The organism is Flavobacteriales bacterium, from assembly GCA_025210805.1.
Taxonomy (GTDB): domain Bacteria; phylum Bacteroidota; class Bacteroidia; order Flavobacteriales; family CAJXXR01; genus JAOAQX01.
Genome location: JAOAQX010000001.1, coordinates 73,892 through 92,658 on the forward strand (window position 1 = coordinate 73,892; position 18,767 = coordinate 92,658).

Annotated in this window: 18 protein-coding genes; 4 read left to right on the plus strand and 14 right to left on the minus strand. The window is 31.9% G+C overall.

Annotation, left to right across the window (positions count from 1 at the left end; genetic code table 11):
- Positions 1-95: 95 nt before the first annotated feature.
- Genes speD through N4A45_00315 form a run of 4 tightly spaced genes read left to right on the plus strand, consistent with a single transcriptional unit; the run spans position 96 to position 3,254 of the window.
- The gene (speD, locus tag N4A45_00300; GenBank protein ID MCT4663653.1) at positions 96-473 is read left to right on the plus strand and encodes an adenosylmethionine decarboxylase; all 378 of its coding nucleotides are present in this window, start codon (positions 96-98) and stop codon (positions 471-473) included.
- A 3-nt stretch (positions 474-476) separates the two neighbouring features.
- A complete protein-coding gene (locus N4A45_00305) occupies positions 477-950 on the plus strand; it encodes a DUF4178 domain-containing protein (GenBank protein ID MCT4663654.1) in 474 nt (157 codons plus the stop codon).
- Complete coding sequence (locus tag N4A45_00310) at positions 950-1,723, plus strand: hypothetical protein (GenBank protein MCT4663655.1); 774 nt, start codon at positions 950-952, stop codon at positions 1,721-1,723. The genes N4A45_00305 and N4A45_00310 overlap by 1 nt, the downstream gene beginning before the upstream one ends.
- Positions 1,713-3,254 (plus strand): polyamine aminopropyltransferase, encoded by a 1,542-nt coding sequence (locus tag N4A45_00315; protein ID MCT4663656.1) that lies wholly within the window; start codon positions 1,713-1,715, stop codon positions 3,252-3,254. Before N4A45_00310 ends, N4A45_00315 begins: the two co-directional genes overlap by 11 nt.
- Here N4A45_00315 and N4A45_00320 read toward each other — a convergent pair.
- The 14 genes from N4A45_00320 to N4A45_00385 form a co-directional block, all read right to left on the minus strand.
- Entirely contained in the window at positions 3,251-4,318 is a 1,068-nt protein-coding gene (locus N4A45_00320; GenBank protein MCT4663657.1) for a hypothetical protein, read from the minus strand. The two genes, N4A45_00315 and N4A45_00320, sit on opposite strands and share 4 nt — an antisense overlap.
- Before the next feature lie 20 nt (positions 4,319-4,338).
- Positions 4,339-5,736, minus strand: a complete 1,398-nt coding sequence (locus N4A45_00325) for a glycosyltransferase family 39 protein (GenBank protein MCT4663658.1) — start codon at positions 5,734-5,736, stop codon at positions 4,339-4,341.
- 214 nt (positions 5,737-5,950) lie between these two features.
- The gene (locus N4A45_00330; GenBank protein MCT4663659.1) at positions 5,951-6,982 is read right to left on the minus strand and encodes a beta-lactamase family protein; all 1,032 of its coding nucleotides are present in this window, start codon (positions 6,980-6,982) and stop codon (positions 5,951-5,953) included.
- Between the two features lie 238 nt (positions 6,983-7,220).
- On the minus strand, positions 7,221-8,525 hold the full coding sequence (locus N4A45_00335; GenBank protein ID MCT4663660.1) for a hypothetical protein: 1,305 nt from the start codon (positions 8,523-8,525) through the stop codon (positions 7,221-7,223).
- Between the two features lie 320 nt (positions 8,526-8,845).
- Positions 8,846-9,055 (minus strand): hypothetical protein, encoded by a 210-nt coding sequence (locus N4A45_00340; GenBank protein ID MCT4663661.1) that lies wholly within the window; start codon positions 9,053-9,055, stop codon positions 8,846-8,848.
- A 1,066-nt stretch (positions 9,056-10,121) separates the two neighbouring features.
- Positions 10,122-12,038: a cytochrome-c peroxidase gene (locus tag N4A45_00345; GenBank protein MCT4663662.1), complete on the minus strand. Its 1,917-nt coding sequence runs from the start codon at positions 12,036-12,038 to the stop codon at positions 10,122-10,124.
- Positions 12,039-12,129: 91 nt separating this feature from the next.
- Entirely contained in the window at positions 12,130-13,944 is a 1,815-nt protein-coding gene (locus N4A45_00350) for a DUF839 domain-containing protein (GenBank protein ID MCT4663663.1), read from the minus strand.
- A 311-nt stretch (positions 13,945-14,255) separates the two neighbouring features.
- Complete coding sequence (locus tag N4A45_00355) at positions 14,256-14,861, minus strand: sel1 repeat family protein (GenBank protein ID MCT4663664.1); 606 nt, start codon at positions 14,859-14,861, stop codon at positions 14,256-14,258.
- 140 nt (positions 14,862-15,001) lie between these two features.
- The gene (locus N4A45_00360; protein ID MCT4663665.1) at positions 15,002-15,310 is read right to left on the minus strand and encodes a helix-turn-helix domain-containing protein; all 309 of its coding nucleotides are present in this window, start codon (positions 15,308-15,310) and stop codon (positions 15,002-15,004) included.
- Positions 15,294-15,662: a type II toxin-antitoxin system RelE/ParE family toxin gene (locus N4A45_00365; GenBank protein MCT4663666.1), complete on the minus strand. Its 369-nt coding sequence runs from the start codon at positions 15,660-15,662 to the stop codon at positions 15,294-15,296. The genes N4A45_00360 and N4A45_00365 overlap by 17 nt, the downstream gene beginning before the upstream one ends.
- 423 nt (positions 15,663-16,085) lie before the next feature.
- Complete coding sequence (locus N4A45_00370) at positions 16,086-16,337, minus strand: hypothetical protein (GenBank protein MCT4663667.1); 252 nt, start codon at positions 16,335-16,337, stop codon at positions 16,086-16,088.
- A gap of 210 nt (positions 16,338-16,547) precedes the next feature.
- Positions 16,548-17,387 (minus strand): hypothetical protein, encoded by an 840-nt coding sequence (locus N4A45_00375; GenBank protein ID MCT4663668.1) that lies wholly within the window; start codon positions 17,385-17,387, stop codon positions 16,548-16,550.
- A gap of 71 nt (positions 17,388-17,458) precedes the next feature.
- Positions 17,459-18,172 carry a hypothetical protein gene (locus N4A45_00380; GenBank protein MCT4663669.1) on the minus strand — a complete coding sequence of 238 codons (714 nt, stop codon included), beginning with the start codon at positions 18,170-18,172 and terminating at the stop codon, positions 17,459-17,461.
- Between the two features lie 48 nt (positions 18,173-18,220).
- Positions 18,221-18,544: a hypothetical protein gene (locus N4A45_00385; protein ID MCT4663670.1), complete on the minus strand. Its 324-nt coding sequence runs from the start codon at positions 18,542-18,544 to the stop codon at positions 18,221-18,223.
- Positions 18,545-18,767: the final 223 nt, after the last annotated feature.

An 18,767-nucleotide genomic window follows, 5' to 3' on the forward strand; every position in this document is an offset into this window, starting at 1 on the left:
CTTAGTGGTCTAAGTGAGCATTGGTGTTTGTTTAGGTAATACGAATCAAATATTGAATAAATTGATTAGTTTAGCTCATAATTATTGAAAATAAGATGAATAAACATTTGGGAAATCAAGTAACGATTGATTTTTATGATTGCTCTTATTCTGTCATAAATTCTGTAGAAAAAATAACGGAAATTATGGAAGGAATCGCTAAATATATGGGCTTGCATATTGTAAATACTACTATTCATGCCTTTTCTCCTATCGGGGTGAGTGGAGTAGTTGTTATAGAAGAAAGTCATATTGCGGTGCATACTTGGCCAGAATATGGTTTTGTAGCAATTGATTTTTTTACGTGTAATCAAACCGTGGAGATCCTTAAAGCAAAAGCTTGGTTAAAAGAACAATTAGAATCTCAAAAAGAAGAAATTCAAGAAATTAAAAGAGGTAATCCTGCATTTTTAAACAAAAAAACTCCTGTATAGATCATGTTTTGGAAAAATAAGAATAGTCAATTGGATGATTGGAAAATTGGTGATCAGATTAAATATATGTCTGAAAAATGGGAAATTATTGCCAAAGATAGATATGAATGGATTCCTTCGGGAAACAGTGTTGAATACACCTTAAAAAGTGGATTTGATGAAATGTTTCTAGAGGTGGAAAAAGAAAAAGATCAGTGGGAACTTACTTTAACAAGAAAAATAGATCTTGGTCTCGATGAAATGAAAGAAGCTTTGGAGAATAAAGAATTTGAATACCAAGGAATGTTTTATGAGCTCGAAGAAAGTTATAAAGGAATTTTTAGCTCAGAAACCAATAATTTGGGAAGAGAAAGGGTTGAGGAGTTTGTATTTTATTCTGATGAAAATCAGCTAATTTGTATCAGTTATTGGGGGCAGGATGATTATGAAGCTCATTTTGGAAAAGAAATAAGCATTAACGAAATAAAGAAAAAGTGATGAAGAAGGTTTTAATATTTTTTTTAAGTTTTACTGCACTATTTTTAAGTAGTTGTGGAAGTAGTGAAAAAGAAGTCAAAGAAGTTAAAAACGATAGAATCGACTATTATAAAATGAAATATTCTGGAGATAATTTCTCTATTGTTTTAGATGATATGAAAATCAATGAAACACAAGAATATTTTGTGCATCAACATAAATATCAAATTTTGATTCTCAAGAACGATTCTCTTCATCAGGTAAATAAAGAATGGGTAGATGTAAGTAAAGCCCTCTACGAAAAACATAAAAACGATTTGGGAATGGAAATTCTAACCTTTCAAGATGGAGTCGTTTCCGATGTAGCTCGTCCTGTGGGATATGGTTGGGCTGTTGGAAATGAAAAACATGGAGAGTGGGTTGCTCCAGATTCTACGAACAATCATTCATCATCCAATTCCTCAGGTCATAATAGAGTGTGGAGACATTCCAGTACTAGTCCATTTTTCTGGATGTGGTTGGCATCTTCTGGAAGAAGCGGTGTGAGTCGAGGACATTATAACAATTTCCAAAATCACGCTACTAGTAACAGAGCATTCTACGGAGCAGGTACTAATGGGAAATATGCTCATGGAACCCGAAGTGAAGAACAAAGAACAGCCAGAGCGGGTTATTATACCCGAAGAGCCACTTCATCGGCAGTAAAAAATTATAATAATAGAAAAACACGTTCCTCTTCTCGTTATTCAAGAGGTTCATCTACAAGATCACGATCAGGAGGATTTGGAAAATAAATATTCTAAAAAGCAGAAATCTAGGGCATTAAAAATTGCCCTTTTTGCTACAGGTGTTAGCGGAATTGTAGCCGAGTATATTCTTTCTACTCTGGCGTCTTATTTTATTGGAAATGCGGTTCTTCAGTTTACACTTATTGTTTCTATTATGCTCTTTTCCATGGGATTGGGGAGTAGGATTAGTAAGTGGTTTACAAAAGAGGTGATTTTTTATTTTATCATCACAGAATTGGTTTTGTCTGTTTTGGTTTCCTTTTCTGCACTCATCGTTTACACCACATACAGTTACGGAGATGTTTATTGGATTCTCATCTATTTGCTCTCCATTTTTGTTGGAGTTTTGATAGGTCTTGAAATCCCTTTTGCCACAAGAATCAATGATTCTTATGAAAGTTTAAGATTAAACATTTCTAGTATTCTAGAAAAAGACTATTTTGGAAGCCTTATCGGAGGTTTGTTTTTTGCCTTTGTAGGCTTACCCTATTTTGGTCTTACCTACACGCCTTTTATCCTTGGTTTATTGAATTTATTGATTTCTTTTTATCTATTTCGGGTATTAGATGAATATATCTCCAAGAGGAAAAAACGCTGGCTTTGGGTGCTTTACCTTATTATTTTTTCTGTTCAAATGATTGGTTTTGTCTTGGCAGAACCTATCGTAAAATATGGAGAACAAAAGAAATATAAGGACAAAATAGTTTTTAGTAAACAAACGAAATATCAAAAAATCATTCTAACCGAGTGGCAAAATTGGCACTCATTGTATATCAACGGAAATCAGCAACTCTCTACTTTTGATGAATTTCTTTATCATGAACCCATGGCACATATACCGTTACTGCTTCAAGGTCATCCAAAAAATATTCTAATTTTGGGTGGAGGAGATGGATGCTTATTGCGTGAAATATGGAAATATTCAAATATAGAATCAGTGGACTTAGTAGATTTAGATCCTGAAATGGTTCGATTAGGTAAAGAACATCCCGTTTTTATTGAGTGGAATAAAAATTCCATGAACGATTCACGATTAAAAACTTATGCCGAAGATGGATTCCAGTTTGTAGAAAAATCTAAGAAAAGTTATGATATCGTGATGATTGATTTGCCTGACCCAAATAGTGTAGATATTAATAAGTTATACACAAAAGAATTTTACCGTTTACTAAAATCAAAAGTACAAGCCAATGGTTTTATTATCACTCAGGCAGGCTCGCCCTATTATGCTACCAAGGCTTTTTATTGTATCCAAAAAACCATGAAAGCAGCCGGATGGAATACATTGCCCATGCACAATCAGGTCCTGACTCTAGGAGAGTGGGGATGGATTGTGGGAAGTCATTTTCCACTTGAAAAAAAGCAGGTTGTAAATCTAGAACCTTCAGAAAATTTAAAGTGGCTCAATAAAGAATCGCTTACTCAGTTAGTTTCTTTCGGTAAACCTTTAGTAGATACTTCTGGTATTGAGGTGAATACCATTTTTAAACCTACTCTTTATCAGTATTATAAAAAAGGTAATTGGAATTTGTATTAAATAAGATTTCTTTCCTTTTTAATTTGTTTTACCATTTCAATAACCTGAGGTTGATAGTTTATGGCATTCTCTAAAACTTTATCTAGCTTTTCATCTGTGTACTCAGAATAGGTCTTTTTCAATAGTTTTATGTCCAAAGGGGTGTTTTGAAGGGCTTTTTCTAAGAAAATTGTTTTGTTTATTGTTTGAATAGGTTTATCAAAATAAAAGTAATTAACATTTAATAGTTCTAACAAACTTGAGAGTTCTCTATGGCTGAATGTTAAACTTGTTAAGAAATGTTGCTCTTTATTTTTTAAGGTAATTACTACGTTTGAGCAAGAAGACCAAGGTAACCTGTGATTGGTGGAATAAACGAAAACACATTGTTCAATATTTTTAGTTTCAATGATTTTTTCTTTTTTAGAATAATAGAGAACTAGAGTTTTGTCTGTAAAAGAGTATTTTGATTTCAATAATTTTGGTTTAGAAAAATATTGAAACAGGATTACAAAAAAAGGTATCAAGAGGATTATTGTTCCTAAAGTTCCATAAATGAGTATTCGAATAATTGCACTACTGTTCTCAAAATTTCCTTGAGAAAATAATACGATTCCCAACGGAAAAAGAAGAATTACAAGATAGATTAAATACTTTTTGAGACTATAATTTCCAAGCTCAATCTCGTCTTGTAAAATAGGTTGATCTTCCAGTTTGATCGTCGCTTTTAGGTTTCCCTTGAAAAAATCGACTATATAATCATGAGGAGAAAATCCCTTGTTTAGAGTAACGTCATTGGTGATGATAGCCGTACCAATTTTATCTTTTTTTTGATATATTATTTCAAAACATCCTTCTTTTATACCATAGATGAATAAGGATTCAATGTCTTTCTCTTTTGATATTATGAATGTTGGAATTGAGGATGTTAATTTTTTTAAGCTCCTTTGATTCATAATTTCATATTGCTGCCCCCAGTTAAATTCATTAAAAATATTTATGATTTTTTCAAGACTAACAATTCCATAATCTTCAAAATCTAATTTATTTCTATCGGCATATTGAATTTGTACATTGCCCTTCATATTTGTCTATCAAATTAACTTTAGAGATGTTGATTTTCAATAATTTTAATCAAAGTGACGTTTTGATTTTTTGACAAAATCTCAAATGAATGAACCTTACTGTTAAATTGGATGGTATTCTTTGAGTAATTGATAGTTAAAATTTTTTCTGACTGAGAAGCATTGGATAGTAGGAGTAATCTGTTGCCATTAAATTGTATGGATTGTTTTAATTTTTTAATAATTTCAGAATCCTGAGAATACTGGTTGATAAAGCTAATATTCTTATGGTGAACTCCAGAATTTAATCCAATATAATAAGTATTATCCCATCCCCAATCATCGATGTAAAGTGAGGTGGAATTTCCTTTGTATTTGGTGATTTTCTTTGCAATTTCCTTTGCATTTTGGTTTTCTAATCGGGGTATTGGTTTTACATTAGAAATATTATAGAAAAAGGATAAGCCTACAGAAAGTGATATAAATAAAACAGACAGTTTTCTTGTTTTAATAGTGTTCTCCCTAAAGAAGTTGGCTGCAAAAGGCAAACTAAAGATAAGTATTGAGCCAACAAAGCGAGCATGCAATAATAGAGTTCCTTTTAATGAATTAATAATGATAAATACGAAAACAATAATGAGTGTTATGAACCAAATATTGGAATAAAATTTAGCATTATTGAATTTTTTAAATTGAAAATGATCTTTTAGTAAAATAAAGGCAAGTGGAGGTCCAACAGAGATAACCCAAATAAAAGGAAAATACCATATACGTCTCAAATAAGATTCAAAATTGAGATTCGCGTTATTATCCATAACATCCATAGTCCACTTGAAGTTACCTTCTATTCCAGAGAATGGATTTCCTGTGTTTAAATAACTTTGCATCATCCAAATAAATGGAAATATTAAGGCGAACACACTAAAAATGAAAGCGTTTTTAAAATCATATTTTACCAAAACAAAAACTCCCCAAATAGCCATAATCATCCAAGCCTCATAGCGAATTCCAGAAGCAATTGTGATGGCTATTCCAGATAAAATGAGGAATAATGTTTTTCTTTCCTTTATCCATTTAGATAACCAATTCATAGCTAAGACTAAAAAAAATAAATAGGGTGTTTCTGATAATCCAAAGAAGCTGTTGCGAAATAAAATAGGTGAAAGTGCTAGGAAAATTGTTGTAATTAACGCTCCATTATTATTAAATTCTCTTTTTGTAAAATAATAAAATGGAATTAAGGAAAATGTACTTAATATGATATTAAGGATTTTGGGTGTGTAAACTGGGTTTTTCCATATCGCTAATGCTAATCCGTTTAAATAAAAATGTAAAGGACCCCAAACACTTTCAGAGATCCATGTTGGATTTTCTATCCAATCTAATGATAGAAAAATCCGAGTAACGGCATCAGCATCCACAGTTTGTGAAAAGGGCATGATGAGCAGTTTTAATAACAAAATCAATAAAACTAACCCAACTATGTTGAATTTATTAGTGTTTGTCTCCATTTCTTTACTTCAATATTTTTTTATTCTAAAGATACAGCATGAGTACTTTGTTTAAATACATTTCTAAATTTATCATAAATAATTTAGTCTACAAGTCCAATAAAAGCTACTTTTCTATTTGACAATAAGAGATCCAAGAAAATTACAGCTCATTCTTTTTTAGGATTTTTACAATTCTGTTTATGGTAATTTCAGATAAATTCCATTCATAACCCGTAAAATCTGTGGTGTTGATGAATTGAACAACAACAGCATCTATCTCTTTGTGATATTCTGCTAAACTTTGATAACCAACAACTAAACCTCCATGGTTGTAAACGTAGGGATAGATTTCCTGTTCTCCATTGTGAAATACAGAACCATCATTTAAGGCACGTAAAAATACAGCAACATCTTTTGCTGTGGCAAGCATTCCATATTCACGAGCTTTAAAATCTTCTTCAAAACCCACGTAGTATCCACTCATAACATTTTCTAAATCAACTTCAGTGATCGAAAAAAAAGTGTTCTTTAGTTTTAGAGGAACCAATATTTTTTCTTTGATATAAAGATGGTGGTTATATCCTAAAGTAAGATCCATAATCCTGCGAAGCAATAAATAATTTGTGTTTGAATACTCATATCCTCGGTTAGGTTTAAAGCTGGCAGGTAGATCGAGTGCAAAATCCAAGGGTTTTTTTCCGTTCTCCTGTTCGTTTTCCCAATATGCAGGATTATCTGTGAAATTTGGAATACCAGATCGGTGCTGAATCATCATTCTCAAGGTAATTTCTTCAGCATTTTCAATCCTATCTCTAAGTTCTGGAAGATAATCGGTAAGAGTTTTATCAAAAGATAAGCGTTTTTCATTGACCAATTTAGTAGCCGCTACGGCAGTATATAATTTACTAATACTGGCAATTTTGAACAAGGCATTTGGATCGGTAGGTATTTTTTTTTGTCTATCCTTCCATCCACCAGTGAAAAATGCTGGTGGTTTCCCTGCTTGATCTACGTAAACGATCATTCCATCAAATCCATGTCCAATGGCTTCTTCTACTTGTTCTTGAATCGAATTTGGTAGTGGTAAAATCCATGCTTTCACCAAAATCCATGGCACAAAAAACAAGGAGACCAGCGTACCCGTAAGTAGTAATATTCTAGCAATCAGTTTGACTTTTTTCTTTTTCATCATTTTCTTTTGATTGTAAATAAAACTCTGGTTTTGTGTGTTTTATTATTTGTGCTTTTTAGCCTTTTTCAAATTAACTACACTAGGGTTATAAAGGGGTTTTTGTGTGAAGAATATTTTTCATTCTTTAGAATATTGCCCTAAATCACTCAAAAAAATGGCGGTTAAGTCTCCATTTTATAAAGGTACTTTTTTTTTATAAAGTATCGGAAAATGAATTTTGAAAGGTTCCATTTTTTTCCTAATTCCAAAAGTTATATAAGCCCCAATATCCAAATCCTAAAACGAGAAGGAAGTATATGATATTATTTAAGACTAAAATAGTTTTAAACCAGAGTTTTGTTTTATCTGATGTTAATCTATTTCTTGTATAAGATGTAATGGGAATGAATAATAACAAAAGTAAAAAAGGTGTGTAGGAAGTAGCACTTATTAAATTTGAATGATGATGTTTAAAGGGAACATCAAAATAGAAAATGCTTTTATTTGTAATTAGAACTGCCATATATACAATGAGTAGTATGTTTAAAGTTATAAACAAAATGACAGATTTTGTAGAAAGTGAGCTGTTTCTCTTTTTTCGTATTTGTACAATAAACAAAGCAAAAGAAATAAGCGCTAATAAACCCGCAATCAATACCATAGAAATTCTAAGAGCAATTGTATTGGAAGGAGTTTTAAAGTTCACAAGTTCTTCAAATTCACGATTCTTTGGGAATATTTCAGAAAGATTGAGAACATAGTCTCCTTTTGATAATTCATTTGTTAAATTATACTGTATAGAGGTATCAAAGTTGTGATAAAAGTACACGTTCACTATTTGCTTTTTGGTATCAAAAATAGAAGTGATTAATGTTCCGTCTCCTTTTCTGTTTCTACAAACAGACATAGAGCCTGAAAGTGCAGTACAAAAATCTACGGAAGCGATTGCTTTATGAGTTTTTAAAAAATCTTCCCCGTTCCGGTATCTTTCCATTTGCCGTGCTTGCTCATTATTCGTTCTAGAGGGACAAAAATTCGCCAAAACATAATTAGAGTCTTTCCCATCTATAAGGTTATAAGGTTCAACAATTAAATAGTCGCCTAAGCTGTCAACATATATAAAAACATCATTCAAAAAGAGGCTATGGTCATATTGTTCAATATGTTTCTTAACCGCTCCTACAGTTGCACACTTATGAAGTATCTCTGATAAGTAGTCAGCTTCATTTGTTATTTTTTGTCTGTTTGCAAATGGATTTTTTTGTAGCGGGTGATATGAGGCTAATCGTGAAAATACAAGACCAACGGTGTTCATTCCTGATTGTGGAGTTGTCCTTGTAGGAGAAATTTCTCTTGATCCTGTAAAGACGGTTCCATACTCATTTTTATTTTTAGCATTCTCAAACCATATTTTGGGAGTAATCAACCAAGCATCGTGATTACAGCCAACCATTGTTTTTCCGTCAACAGTTATTTTATACATGCTACAAGCTATTATTTCACCTTGAAATATTGTCAAAGCAAAGATCGTAAGTAGAATGATATGAATTTTTTTAATTGTCATTTTTTGTAAGCAGTATTACGATTGTTTAATTGTTAGATTTTGAGTGATAGAACAAGTCTTCATTCTTTCAATTGTGAAGGACTCTTTTGCTCAAATCTATTAAGGTTTAAGTCTCCATTTTATAAAGGTACTTTTTTTTTTATAAAGTATCGGAAAATGAATTTTGCTTACTTTAAGAAGTTTGTGAATTGAAGAGGACACTATTGTCAATAGCGATAGCTATCTGTTTGATAAGTAGTGGTTATTTGTTATTAATGGGGTTGTTTTTAGATAATTCGTGTAGTTTTTCTATAAAATCATTTTGATTTGGCTGGTGATTTTTAATCTTTTTTGCCAATAAATTTCCCAATAATAATACTTGTAAGAATTACCATATAGAATTGTCCAGCTAAGCCAATTAGAACCGCGGCTTTTTGAGCAAGATCGGTATTGGGAGCAACACAAAACTTGTATTTGAACACAATCTGATTCACGGTAGATTTATCAAAAATACGTGGAATGAAGAAAGCATCTTCTTTTAAGAAAGTCAAAATTACGACACAAAAAAAGACCTTTGATTGCTCAAAAGTCTTTTGATGTTTTTTGGAAACGTATTTTGTTAATACTGATTGCTTTTAGGACAGATTACCTAGTGCAAGCTTTGTTCTTTGAGTAATTTGGAGACTTAGTTATTTAGTGTGATACTAATCAATGAAAATTTTCAATTCGCAAAGTGAATTTTTATATGAGATCTATAATTTAGCAGATAATAAACACCAGTTGATAAAATAAAACATAAAATCCAAGCAATGAATTCAGCAATTGGAAGATAGTAATCATTATGATTCCAATTCATTAAAGACCAATAATATATTGGTGTAGTCATTGTTAGAAAAAAGCCTGTTATTAATAATCTTAATGTACGAGATCAAATTATAATTTTTTTGAAAATATAAAAAATAGGAAAATAGGTTATTAAACTAAAAATTAAAGTCGTTAAGTTGTAGAAAATGGAACCTTGTATAATACTCCAAATACTCCATTCAGAAACAGTTGGATGATTTTTTAATGCTTGAATTAATACAGATTCGTTTGTTATATTATATTTCATTAGCAAGAAATAAAAAAACATAAATGACAAATCTTTAATTAGTATGTGCAATAGGAAAAATCTCATTTACATATATTTTAGTTCGTTTTTTTATTCAATTTTCTGATGATCTAAAACAAATTCATCAAAAAGTAATTGTTCATTCTGTTTTGGAAGAGACATTTGAGATGATTTCAAATCACTCATTCCTCTCGGTGAAAAGAAAAACAGTTTCCAAGGTCTATACTTAATTGTCATAATCAAAAACACAAAAAGCCCAGTAAATATAGGTTTTGGAAGTGAATCTAGAGGTACTATTTATATTTTTGAATATTATGAGACTAAGGTACAAAAAACATTCTAATCCAGAAGAGAGAACAAGAATAAATACTTATTGTTTTTTTTGGCTTTTACTTTTTGTCCGATGCCGATGCATAGTTAAAACTCACTTATAAATAAAGTGAAGTAAGTGAGTTTTGAACAAGTAATCGGTATTGAGCAGAAAGCGGATTTCTGCTCAAAAAAAACTAGTATTCGCCTCCATACACTCGCTTATTCCATTCAGGATTTTTGAATTTTGGGAGTGTTTCTTTTGTTTGATTGATAAAGGGATTATCAGATAATTGGTTCATAAAGGAGATCAGGTCTTTTATTTCTGTGGGACTGAGGTTTAGCTTGTCTGGTGCTAAAGTTTGATGCTCCACATTGAGTCCTACGCCTTGTCCTCCGCCACGGTTATAGAAGTCTAGAACTTCTTCTAGGCTGGTAAATGCTCCGTGGTGCATATAGGGTGCGGTTTCTTTTATGTTTCTTATTGTGAGTGTTTTAAATGAGTTTTTGTAAAAGTGCATTTTGTCTCTTACAACCTTGTTATTCCATCTTCCTAGGTCTTCGTCTAGAGTAGGGTTTAGGGTGTCGTATTGGTTCCATACACCTAGTACTTCGCTTTCAGATTCTGTATAAAACGGTGGTACGAGTCCTGAGTAGAGTGGGGCAAAATGGCAGGTGGCACATTGTCCTTTGTTCATAAAGAGATTGAAGCCTCTTTTTGCAGATTCTGGGAGTTCTTGTTTTTCTTTTCTGACGTATTGATCAAAGGGCGAATTGAAGCTTTTTAGGGTGTGGAGGTAGCTGTTTATGGCTTTTGAAACACTGTATTTGCTGATACTTTTTTTGTGAGAAGGAAAGGTGTTTTGAAATCGTTTTTTGTATTCGTCGCTTTGGTTGAGTTTTTCTTCAATGGCTCCAAAATTTGTATTGAATTCATGAGGATTTGTTACCACATGGTCTATTTGTGCTACTAAGTTTTCGGCTCTTAAATCATAAAAATACTTTTCTGCAAAAATAGCATTGATGAGTCCTGGGGCATTTCTTTTGATAAATCCATCTTTCCCAAATTTCACACTGGTTGTCATCCCATCTGCAAAGGCTTTGTTTGTATGATGACAAGAGGCACAAGCTCTTTGGTTATTGGCAGAAAGTATGGGGTCATTGAATAAAAGTTTCCCCAGTTTTACCATTTCTTGATGGTGTTCATCGGGGTGCATTCCACTAAAGTAATTGGCGTTTAAAAAATCTTCTGCGAAAAAATGATCAGCTTTGGGGTTGTAGGATAAAACACGGTCCGAAACTTCGTTCTTAAACTCGATTCCCAATGATTCTTGGGTATCTTTTATCAGTTTTTGTAAAGGAAGTACGCCTTCTCTCAATAGGGAAAGGTAGTTGATTGATGGTTGATTGATAGCATGCAGAAGTTGGTCAAAATGTTTTTCGTACTCCTTGATGATATTGCTTTTTTGATGTTTTTTTAAAATAGGATAAAGAAATTCTTTATTCATCTCTTGCCAAGCAAGAACCATTTCTTTTGCGTCTGTAATTTCTGATGGAGTTCCTGGGGTGTCAAAATTAGAAAGCCCGAAATTATACCATCTATTTACCGCCATTGTCATAGATTCCATAAAAACTCGCTGGTTTAAATAGCTTCTTTTTATGGTAATAGAAAAGTTTTTGGTCTCTTTTTCTATTAAAGATATTTGTTTTTTTATTGCTATTTCTGAAGGGTTTTCTTCTGCCAAAATTTCATCAATCACTTGAAAACCTTGTGGGTATAAAAAGGCAAAATCTACTACGCCTTTTTCGGGTTTTAAGAGGGGAGCGGCATTTACTTTTGCATTATATTGTTCTGCATCTACAAAAGCCCAAAGGGTTTCCAGTCTTTTAAGGTGTTTTCGGGCAAGTTGATATTTTTTGAAGTCTGTGGGATGTTTTTTCCATTCTTTAAGTGCAAACGATAGCTTGGTGATTTCATCCTGTGTAAATTGTGATAATTGGCTATGGAAGTTTTGCTTTTTAGCGTTTGTAGCAATAGGGTAGGACGGTTCTTTTTCATGAGTAAAAAAGAGTACAAAAGGAAAAATAAAAATGGAAAGTAACCACGTTTTCATATCGTTAAATTGATGTTTGTAAAATTTTTGGGAATAAACGAAAGCCACTGTTTTGATAAAAACAGTGGCTTTCTAGTGAAAATATATAGAACTATTGAATAATCAATTTTTGTGTTGTTCCATTATTTGCTTGAATATAATATGCTCCTTTTGCGAACGCAGAAACATCAATAGATTTTACGTTTCTATACACTCTTACTCTGTTTCCAAGAGCGTCGTAGATAGCGATATCCATGATTTCTGATAATTCGATATTTCTTGAAGCGGGATTTGGGTAAAAACCGAAGGTCTTTTCTTCCAAGTCGTTTTCCTCTATTCCTACCAAGAAATCTTCCCATCCATTAATAGCAATAGTTAAAGAATTGTTATAAGGATAAGGATTGTCTGCTGATGGGTGTTGAGAATTTACCAATAAAGTTTTTCCGTCAGGAGTTGACATTGCTCCAGTGATTTCTGCACCTGTAGGAGTTGCTGTTATACGGATCAAGTCATCTACAGTTGGGTTGGCAATAGCCATGTCTAAGAACCACATTTCACAAGTTCTTCCTGAAGCGATGTCCTCTGGTACACGTCCATAAGAAGAACCGTTTAAGTCTTCACAGATAAACATATAAGACTTATCGTCTTTTTTCATAATATGCAATCCATCAGGATTTGAAAGATGCTTGTCTGGATATAGGTTTGAAGGAACTGAATCCATATTGTATTCTGGTCCTGCAGCTAAGTAAACACCCATTTTATTGTTTGTAAGGTCTAATTTCATCACACGTCCGTAGTAATCAGCATAGAGTGAAGAGTCTGGTGTTGTACCTTGTTGTGCTGCTCTCAAAACATGGTGATTTGCAAATTTTGCACCTTCTGCAAATTCATCTTTCCAACGACTTGCTGGGTGGTCTCTTCCTGTTTCTGTAAAGTAGATGGCATTAGAGTTTTCGTCTGCCTGTACCCATTCAATTCTATTATACATGGTTGCTTTTGCATCAACTCCTTGTTGTTTGATACTAAAGATATCATTCATAGAATTATTATTAATTTTTATCCATTTATTTGCGGCATCTTCTTTATATAGAAAAAGGTCTCCTTTTGTGAAGTCACCTGCTGTAGTGGCTACAAATTTCATAAAGAATGACGGTGTAGCATCTACTCCTAGGAACACAGTTTTGTTATCACTCAAGATGGCTCCACCTTCAAAATCCCAACGTCCCCAGTTGTATTGTTTTCTAATTGCAACGGCTTCTTTTGGGTCAATTTCTACCATATAGTTTAGGTTTTTGTAACGCTCAACAGATTGTCCATCAGCAAAAGAAATTCCGCTGTTAGAAATAGTATAATCTGAAGTATCACGTATACCCTGTCCGTCATAATAGATATGAGCATTGGATTTTCTACCCCATTCTTCGGCAGTCCATATTCTACCATCAGGTCCTACGATTCCACCACAGTTCATTCCTGTTTCACCCACGGTGTTTACAAAATCTACATTGAAGAAATCACCAGATCTACCATCTGTTAAAGTTTGTGGTACTACTGCCAAAGAATCACCAGATCTTTTTACTTTAAAAACAGTCATTCCTCCACCGTCACCAATTTTGTCATCCATAGAAACTCTTTCGTGGTTGATAGATACCCACCCCATGCTGTTTCCAGAATTATCTGGTGTAAAACCGATGAAATCATGCCATTGTTTTGCTACTGCATCTCCGTTTGGATTTCCATTTGAATCTACTGTCTGTACTTTATCAACTCCTCCTATAAATAGTACTTGAGTACTCAATGGAGAAGGTGGCATTAGTAAGGTGTTTGAAGAATAATTTGGATCTATTGACTCTGGGAAAATAGTTTGGGCATCTGCCATTCCACTAAGGAGAATAGCACTTACCGCAAGAAGTGATAAAGGTTTTTTCATTTTTTCTAATTGTTTGTTTGAACATTCCAAAAATCGAATTCTAAGGTTAAATGATTGTTGGTGTTTTTTTACAATTAGATAAAAACAATATTATGTATGTGCTAAAATTAACATCAAAACAAGATTAAAATTTCTTTGTCTAAACAAAGAGTTAATAGTAAAGGTTATTATACGTTGTTATGTATTGAGTTTCTCTAAAAACGTTTTTTTAGCTTTTTTAGTTGCGGTTCTCTTTAGGGCTTTCTTTTCTAATGTTTTTTGAGGATATGCTCCCGTGTGTGTGTAAGTTTTTGAAATCTATATTAGTGTCTTTATTTTAAGTCTTTTAATTCTCTTTTTGCTCTGTTATTTCCATTTTGTTCAGCCTTTTCAAAGTAGTATTTAGCCCATCGATTTGATTGGTTAACACCATCGCCATATTTGTAGCACAAGCCCAAATTCAGTAAGGCTTTTTCATCATTATGTTTTGCTGCTTTTTTATAGAGCTCAACTGCTTTTACCATATCAATTTCTACACCTTCTCCATAAAAGTAACAATAAGCTAAATCTCGTAAAGAATCAAAGTGTCCTTGAGCAGCTCCTAGCGTATACCAGTAGACCGCTTTTTGATAATCTTGCTTTACTAGCTCTCCATTGTAATAAAAAAAACCAATGTTGTATTGACTATCTCTATGACCTTGATTCGCTGCTTTTAGATACCAATCAAATGCAAGTCGAGTATTTTTAGCGACACCCCAACCATTATCATAACAAACTCCAACATAATATTGCGCTCGTTTATATCCAGAGTTTCCTGATAGGAGCCACAAATCAAAGATTGTTTTCCAATCTTTACTCTTTCTCTTAGATTCAAAAGCTAACTTGTACCCAAGATTAAAATATTCTCTTGATTTGTGTTTACTTATTTTAGTTTTCATAATTCTTGTCCGACTTTTTTAACTCAAATTGATACCAATGTTACAGCCAAAAAACGAAGAAGAAAATTTGGTTAGGTCTATGGTTTTTAACCTTTGCTCTGTAAAGAATTCAAAAGTTTAGTTATTGTGCTTTTGTACATTTATTTAAAACGGATAGAAATATCTAAATGTCCACCTAAACCTTCGTTAATAATTCTTTGCAATGTAGAAAATCGGATATCTTTTAAATTTCTTTCTAATTTTGAGATATAGGACTTATTAGTTCCAGCTAATTCAGCGAGTTGTTCTTGCGTAAGTCCTTTTTCTTCTCTTGCTTGTTTAATTAAAATTCCAAGTTTGAAAGCATCATAATCTGATTCAAATTCTTCACGTTTTTTCGTTCCTCTCTGACCAATTTTTTCGTCTACAAACTGGTCGAGGCTTTTTAGGTTTTTATTCTTTACTGTCATAATACTCTTTTTTGATCTGTTCCGCTCTCTCGATTTGTTTTTTTGGTGTTTTTTGAGTTTTTTTTTGAAATCCATGTCCGATAACTACTAAATTGTCTAAATCAAAAAAGCAAAAAATTCTGAAAATATTGCTTCCTACTTGAATCCGAATTTCGTAAAGTCCTGTAGTGTTTTTCAGATGTTTAAAATAAATTTCGGGAATTCGGTCAAGTTCTTCAATGATTTTCAAAGTCCAAATGATTTTCTTTTTTACTTTATCTGTCTGATTTTCGTAAAAATCTTCAAAGTAGTTTTTAAAGAAGAATATTTCCCTTTTTTTATTCCTAAAGCAAATATACAAAAAGTAGTCCAATTAGACTACTTTGTCATTTTATAAGTTTGAGGCACAAAAGCCATATATCACACTCTTGTAAATGTGGATGCCTCATATATATGTTTATCCAAATCTAATGAATTCAAAAGATTTGCCCTACCAATGAATTGATTTTTTGCACTATGCGTAAAATTTCGGTTGTATGATCAGGAATTTGTCTAACCGAATAATTTGAAAGTGCTTAAATGAGTTTACGTACTTCATAAAAATGCCCGGAAACTATGCTTGACTTTTATTATAAATCTGTCGGAAAATCCATGTTGATTTGAAAATGTTATTGAAACACAAGTAATGGTTTTTAGTCATTTTTTCTTTTATCAATTGTGATATTCGCACAGAATTTCATTTTGTTATCAATTGATTTTACGCTTTTTGATTTTTTGTCAATTAGGATTTGACGAGTCAATTTTTTATTTGGATCAAATTCTTCGAACTGGTCTTCCTTGTAGGTAATAGAATTGTGTCGCTTTTTAGGGTGTATGTTCCTACAGCAATATTAAATCCATTATATAGTATTTCAAATTCATTCCCTTTTTTATAAAGAATGATATAATGAAGTTCGTCAAATGCGCTAAACAATTTATCATTTCTATTTGAGCAAGATTGACTCAGTAAAAGTCCTAGGATTGAGAATTGCAGTAGTATTTTTTTCATTTTTTTGAATGCCACATTATGAAGTGTTAGCTTCATTTTTTGATTTTGAACATGCCGATTGATTTATAAAAATTATATCGTCTACTTGTTCAATACTCACACAATGTATCGGCATTATACCTATGCGTAAATTAATACCATAAATGGTATTATTTGAGTTTTCGTTAATCATTCTTCTTCATAGTTTGTTAGCTTTAAAAAAATGGTTATTCAATTTAGTGAAGTTTTATTATTTCTTATTCTGTATGTCCTTATTATGTTTTCTAATTCTCCATGAGTTACATTAAGAGAGCCAATTTCTATTTTTTCAATTTTATTTTTATCGTAGAAATAGATTAGATAGGATCTAGTGAGTTTCCCATAATCAATTAGGGCAACTTCTTCTTTTTCAATATTTTTCCATTTTTTGAATTCTACATTTTTAGTTTGAATTCCTTTTGAGTCAACTACTATTATTGGTTTAGAATCAAGAACTTTTCTTAATTTATTTATTGTACCATAAAGTCCAAAAATAGTTGTAATTCCACCTAAAATATAATGATTGATTTCTCTTGTAGTGAAAAAATAAAGTCCAATTCCAATGATAAAAATTGAAACTCCGAGTTCAAAATAATTATATGTTTTCGAGTTGTGAATTTCCATTTTAGCCGGAAGAGAATAGTCTTCTTTATATTCATCTTCTTGCTCAAATTTCTTTTCGATTTTTTTTAGTTTACTCGTATCTTCGGTATTTCTAATTTCTGTTTTTTCGAAAATATTTCCATCATTCCAAATCAATTTTTCTTGGATTGCTTTTTTCTTTAATTCGTGAACGTTTCTGACATTTTCAAATGCCCAAATTCTCCATTTGGTGATCATGAAACTCCATACTAACCATGCAAATAAAAATCCAATAAGAAAAGCTACTCCAATTCCCCAATCAGGAATGAGGTACTTTTTTTTGAAATATAAAGCCAAAGCAGGACAGCTGATAATCGTGATAAATACGGGGATATTCACTATTAAATGACCTCTTTTTATTGCTTTGTCAACTGTTATTTGTTCTTTCATTTATTTTTCATTAACAAGGTTTTATATTAGTTATAAGGAGTTCGATGATGTAGATGTTTTTAAAGTGTTTGTCAGTATTTCATAATGGTATCAATAATTATCTTTCCTGTCAAATAGTTTTCTTGCCAAGTGGCAAACACTAATTTAAATTGAAACCTATTGTCAACGTGTTTTATATCAATTTTGTAGAGCGAATTTTTTAATTCAATTTCATTACGCCAACTTGAACAAATTTCATCAATAAGGGGTCTAGCTGAGATGTTTTTATCTTTAATTATACACTCAATTGTTAACATTTGATTTTTGTTGGAAATAGATTTTGTGAATTTTAATTTTCCTTTTTTCCTAATAAAATCCAATCCATAATGGATGTTTTCGATAAAAGCATCAAGATTTTGATTGTCATAAGGTTCGATTTCTTTCGTTAGATTAAAAACAAAACTACTCGGATCCCAATATTTGAAATTTTGTTTTAGGATTTTCGTGATTTTTCCAAAACCAACTGTCTTTGCACCTTCTCTAATTTCAAATGATTTTCCGATAAAAAATTGACCAGCGTGAAGATCAGGACTGGTAGTTTGTAGTCGAACATTTATCATTTCTCCCGGCTTACATACTTCTTTATCAATAAATTCTTGAGATGCATCCCAGTTTTTGTTGTCATAGAAAAACTGTCCACGGTAACCAGTATGGATATTGCTTTTTCGTCCGCCTTCTTGTTCGGTCAAGTAATAAATTTCTCCTTCAAGCTCTGGGTTTGGAAGTTTGAATTTTTCGTTTGACATTTCTCAAAAAATTAGTTTTATTTCTTTAAAAATCCAATTAAGCATTGGTTATTCTCCATACATTTTGTTTAAATCTAAAAGTTTATGTCCGAAAATCAATTTAGTTTTCAAGTCAACAATTATCGTCATAAATACATTTTGGGTGTTTGTTGGAAGTAATATATGGTCATATGTTTTCAAATCATTCCGATATACTTTCTCAACAAGTTCCTTCTCGAACACAAAATTGTCAATGGTCCCACTTTCAAATTCAATCAATTTTTTTACATAGTTCCAAATATTAATCGGTTCATCAATTTCCATTTGAGTAATATCTGTCATTCCATTACCAAAAGTTCTTCTAAATTCTATTTCAGTCAATTCTCTCATCATTTTGAAGATTACATATCCAAAAGCAAAAACATTAAAAAAAAATACATTTTTGTTTTTGAATACGTTAGTGTTTTATCTATTTCAGTTTATCAGGGTTTTTTCCAAGTTTTTTTGGTTCTGAATTTACCCTTCTTTCTAGTTTTTTAATCTTTTTTCTTTTGTGTTATATACTGTGATTTCCGTAGCAAAATCTTTAGCCTTTATCATGATAATCGGTTGAAAT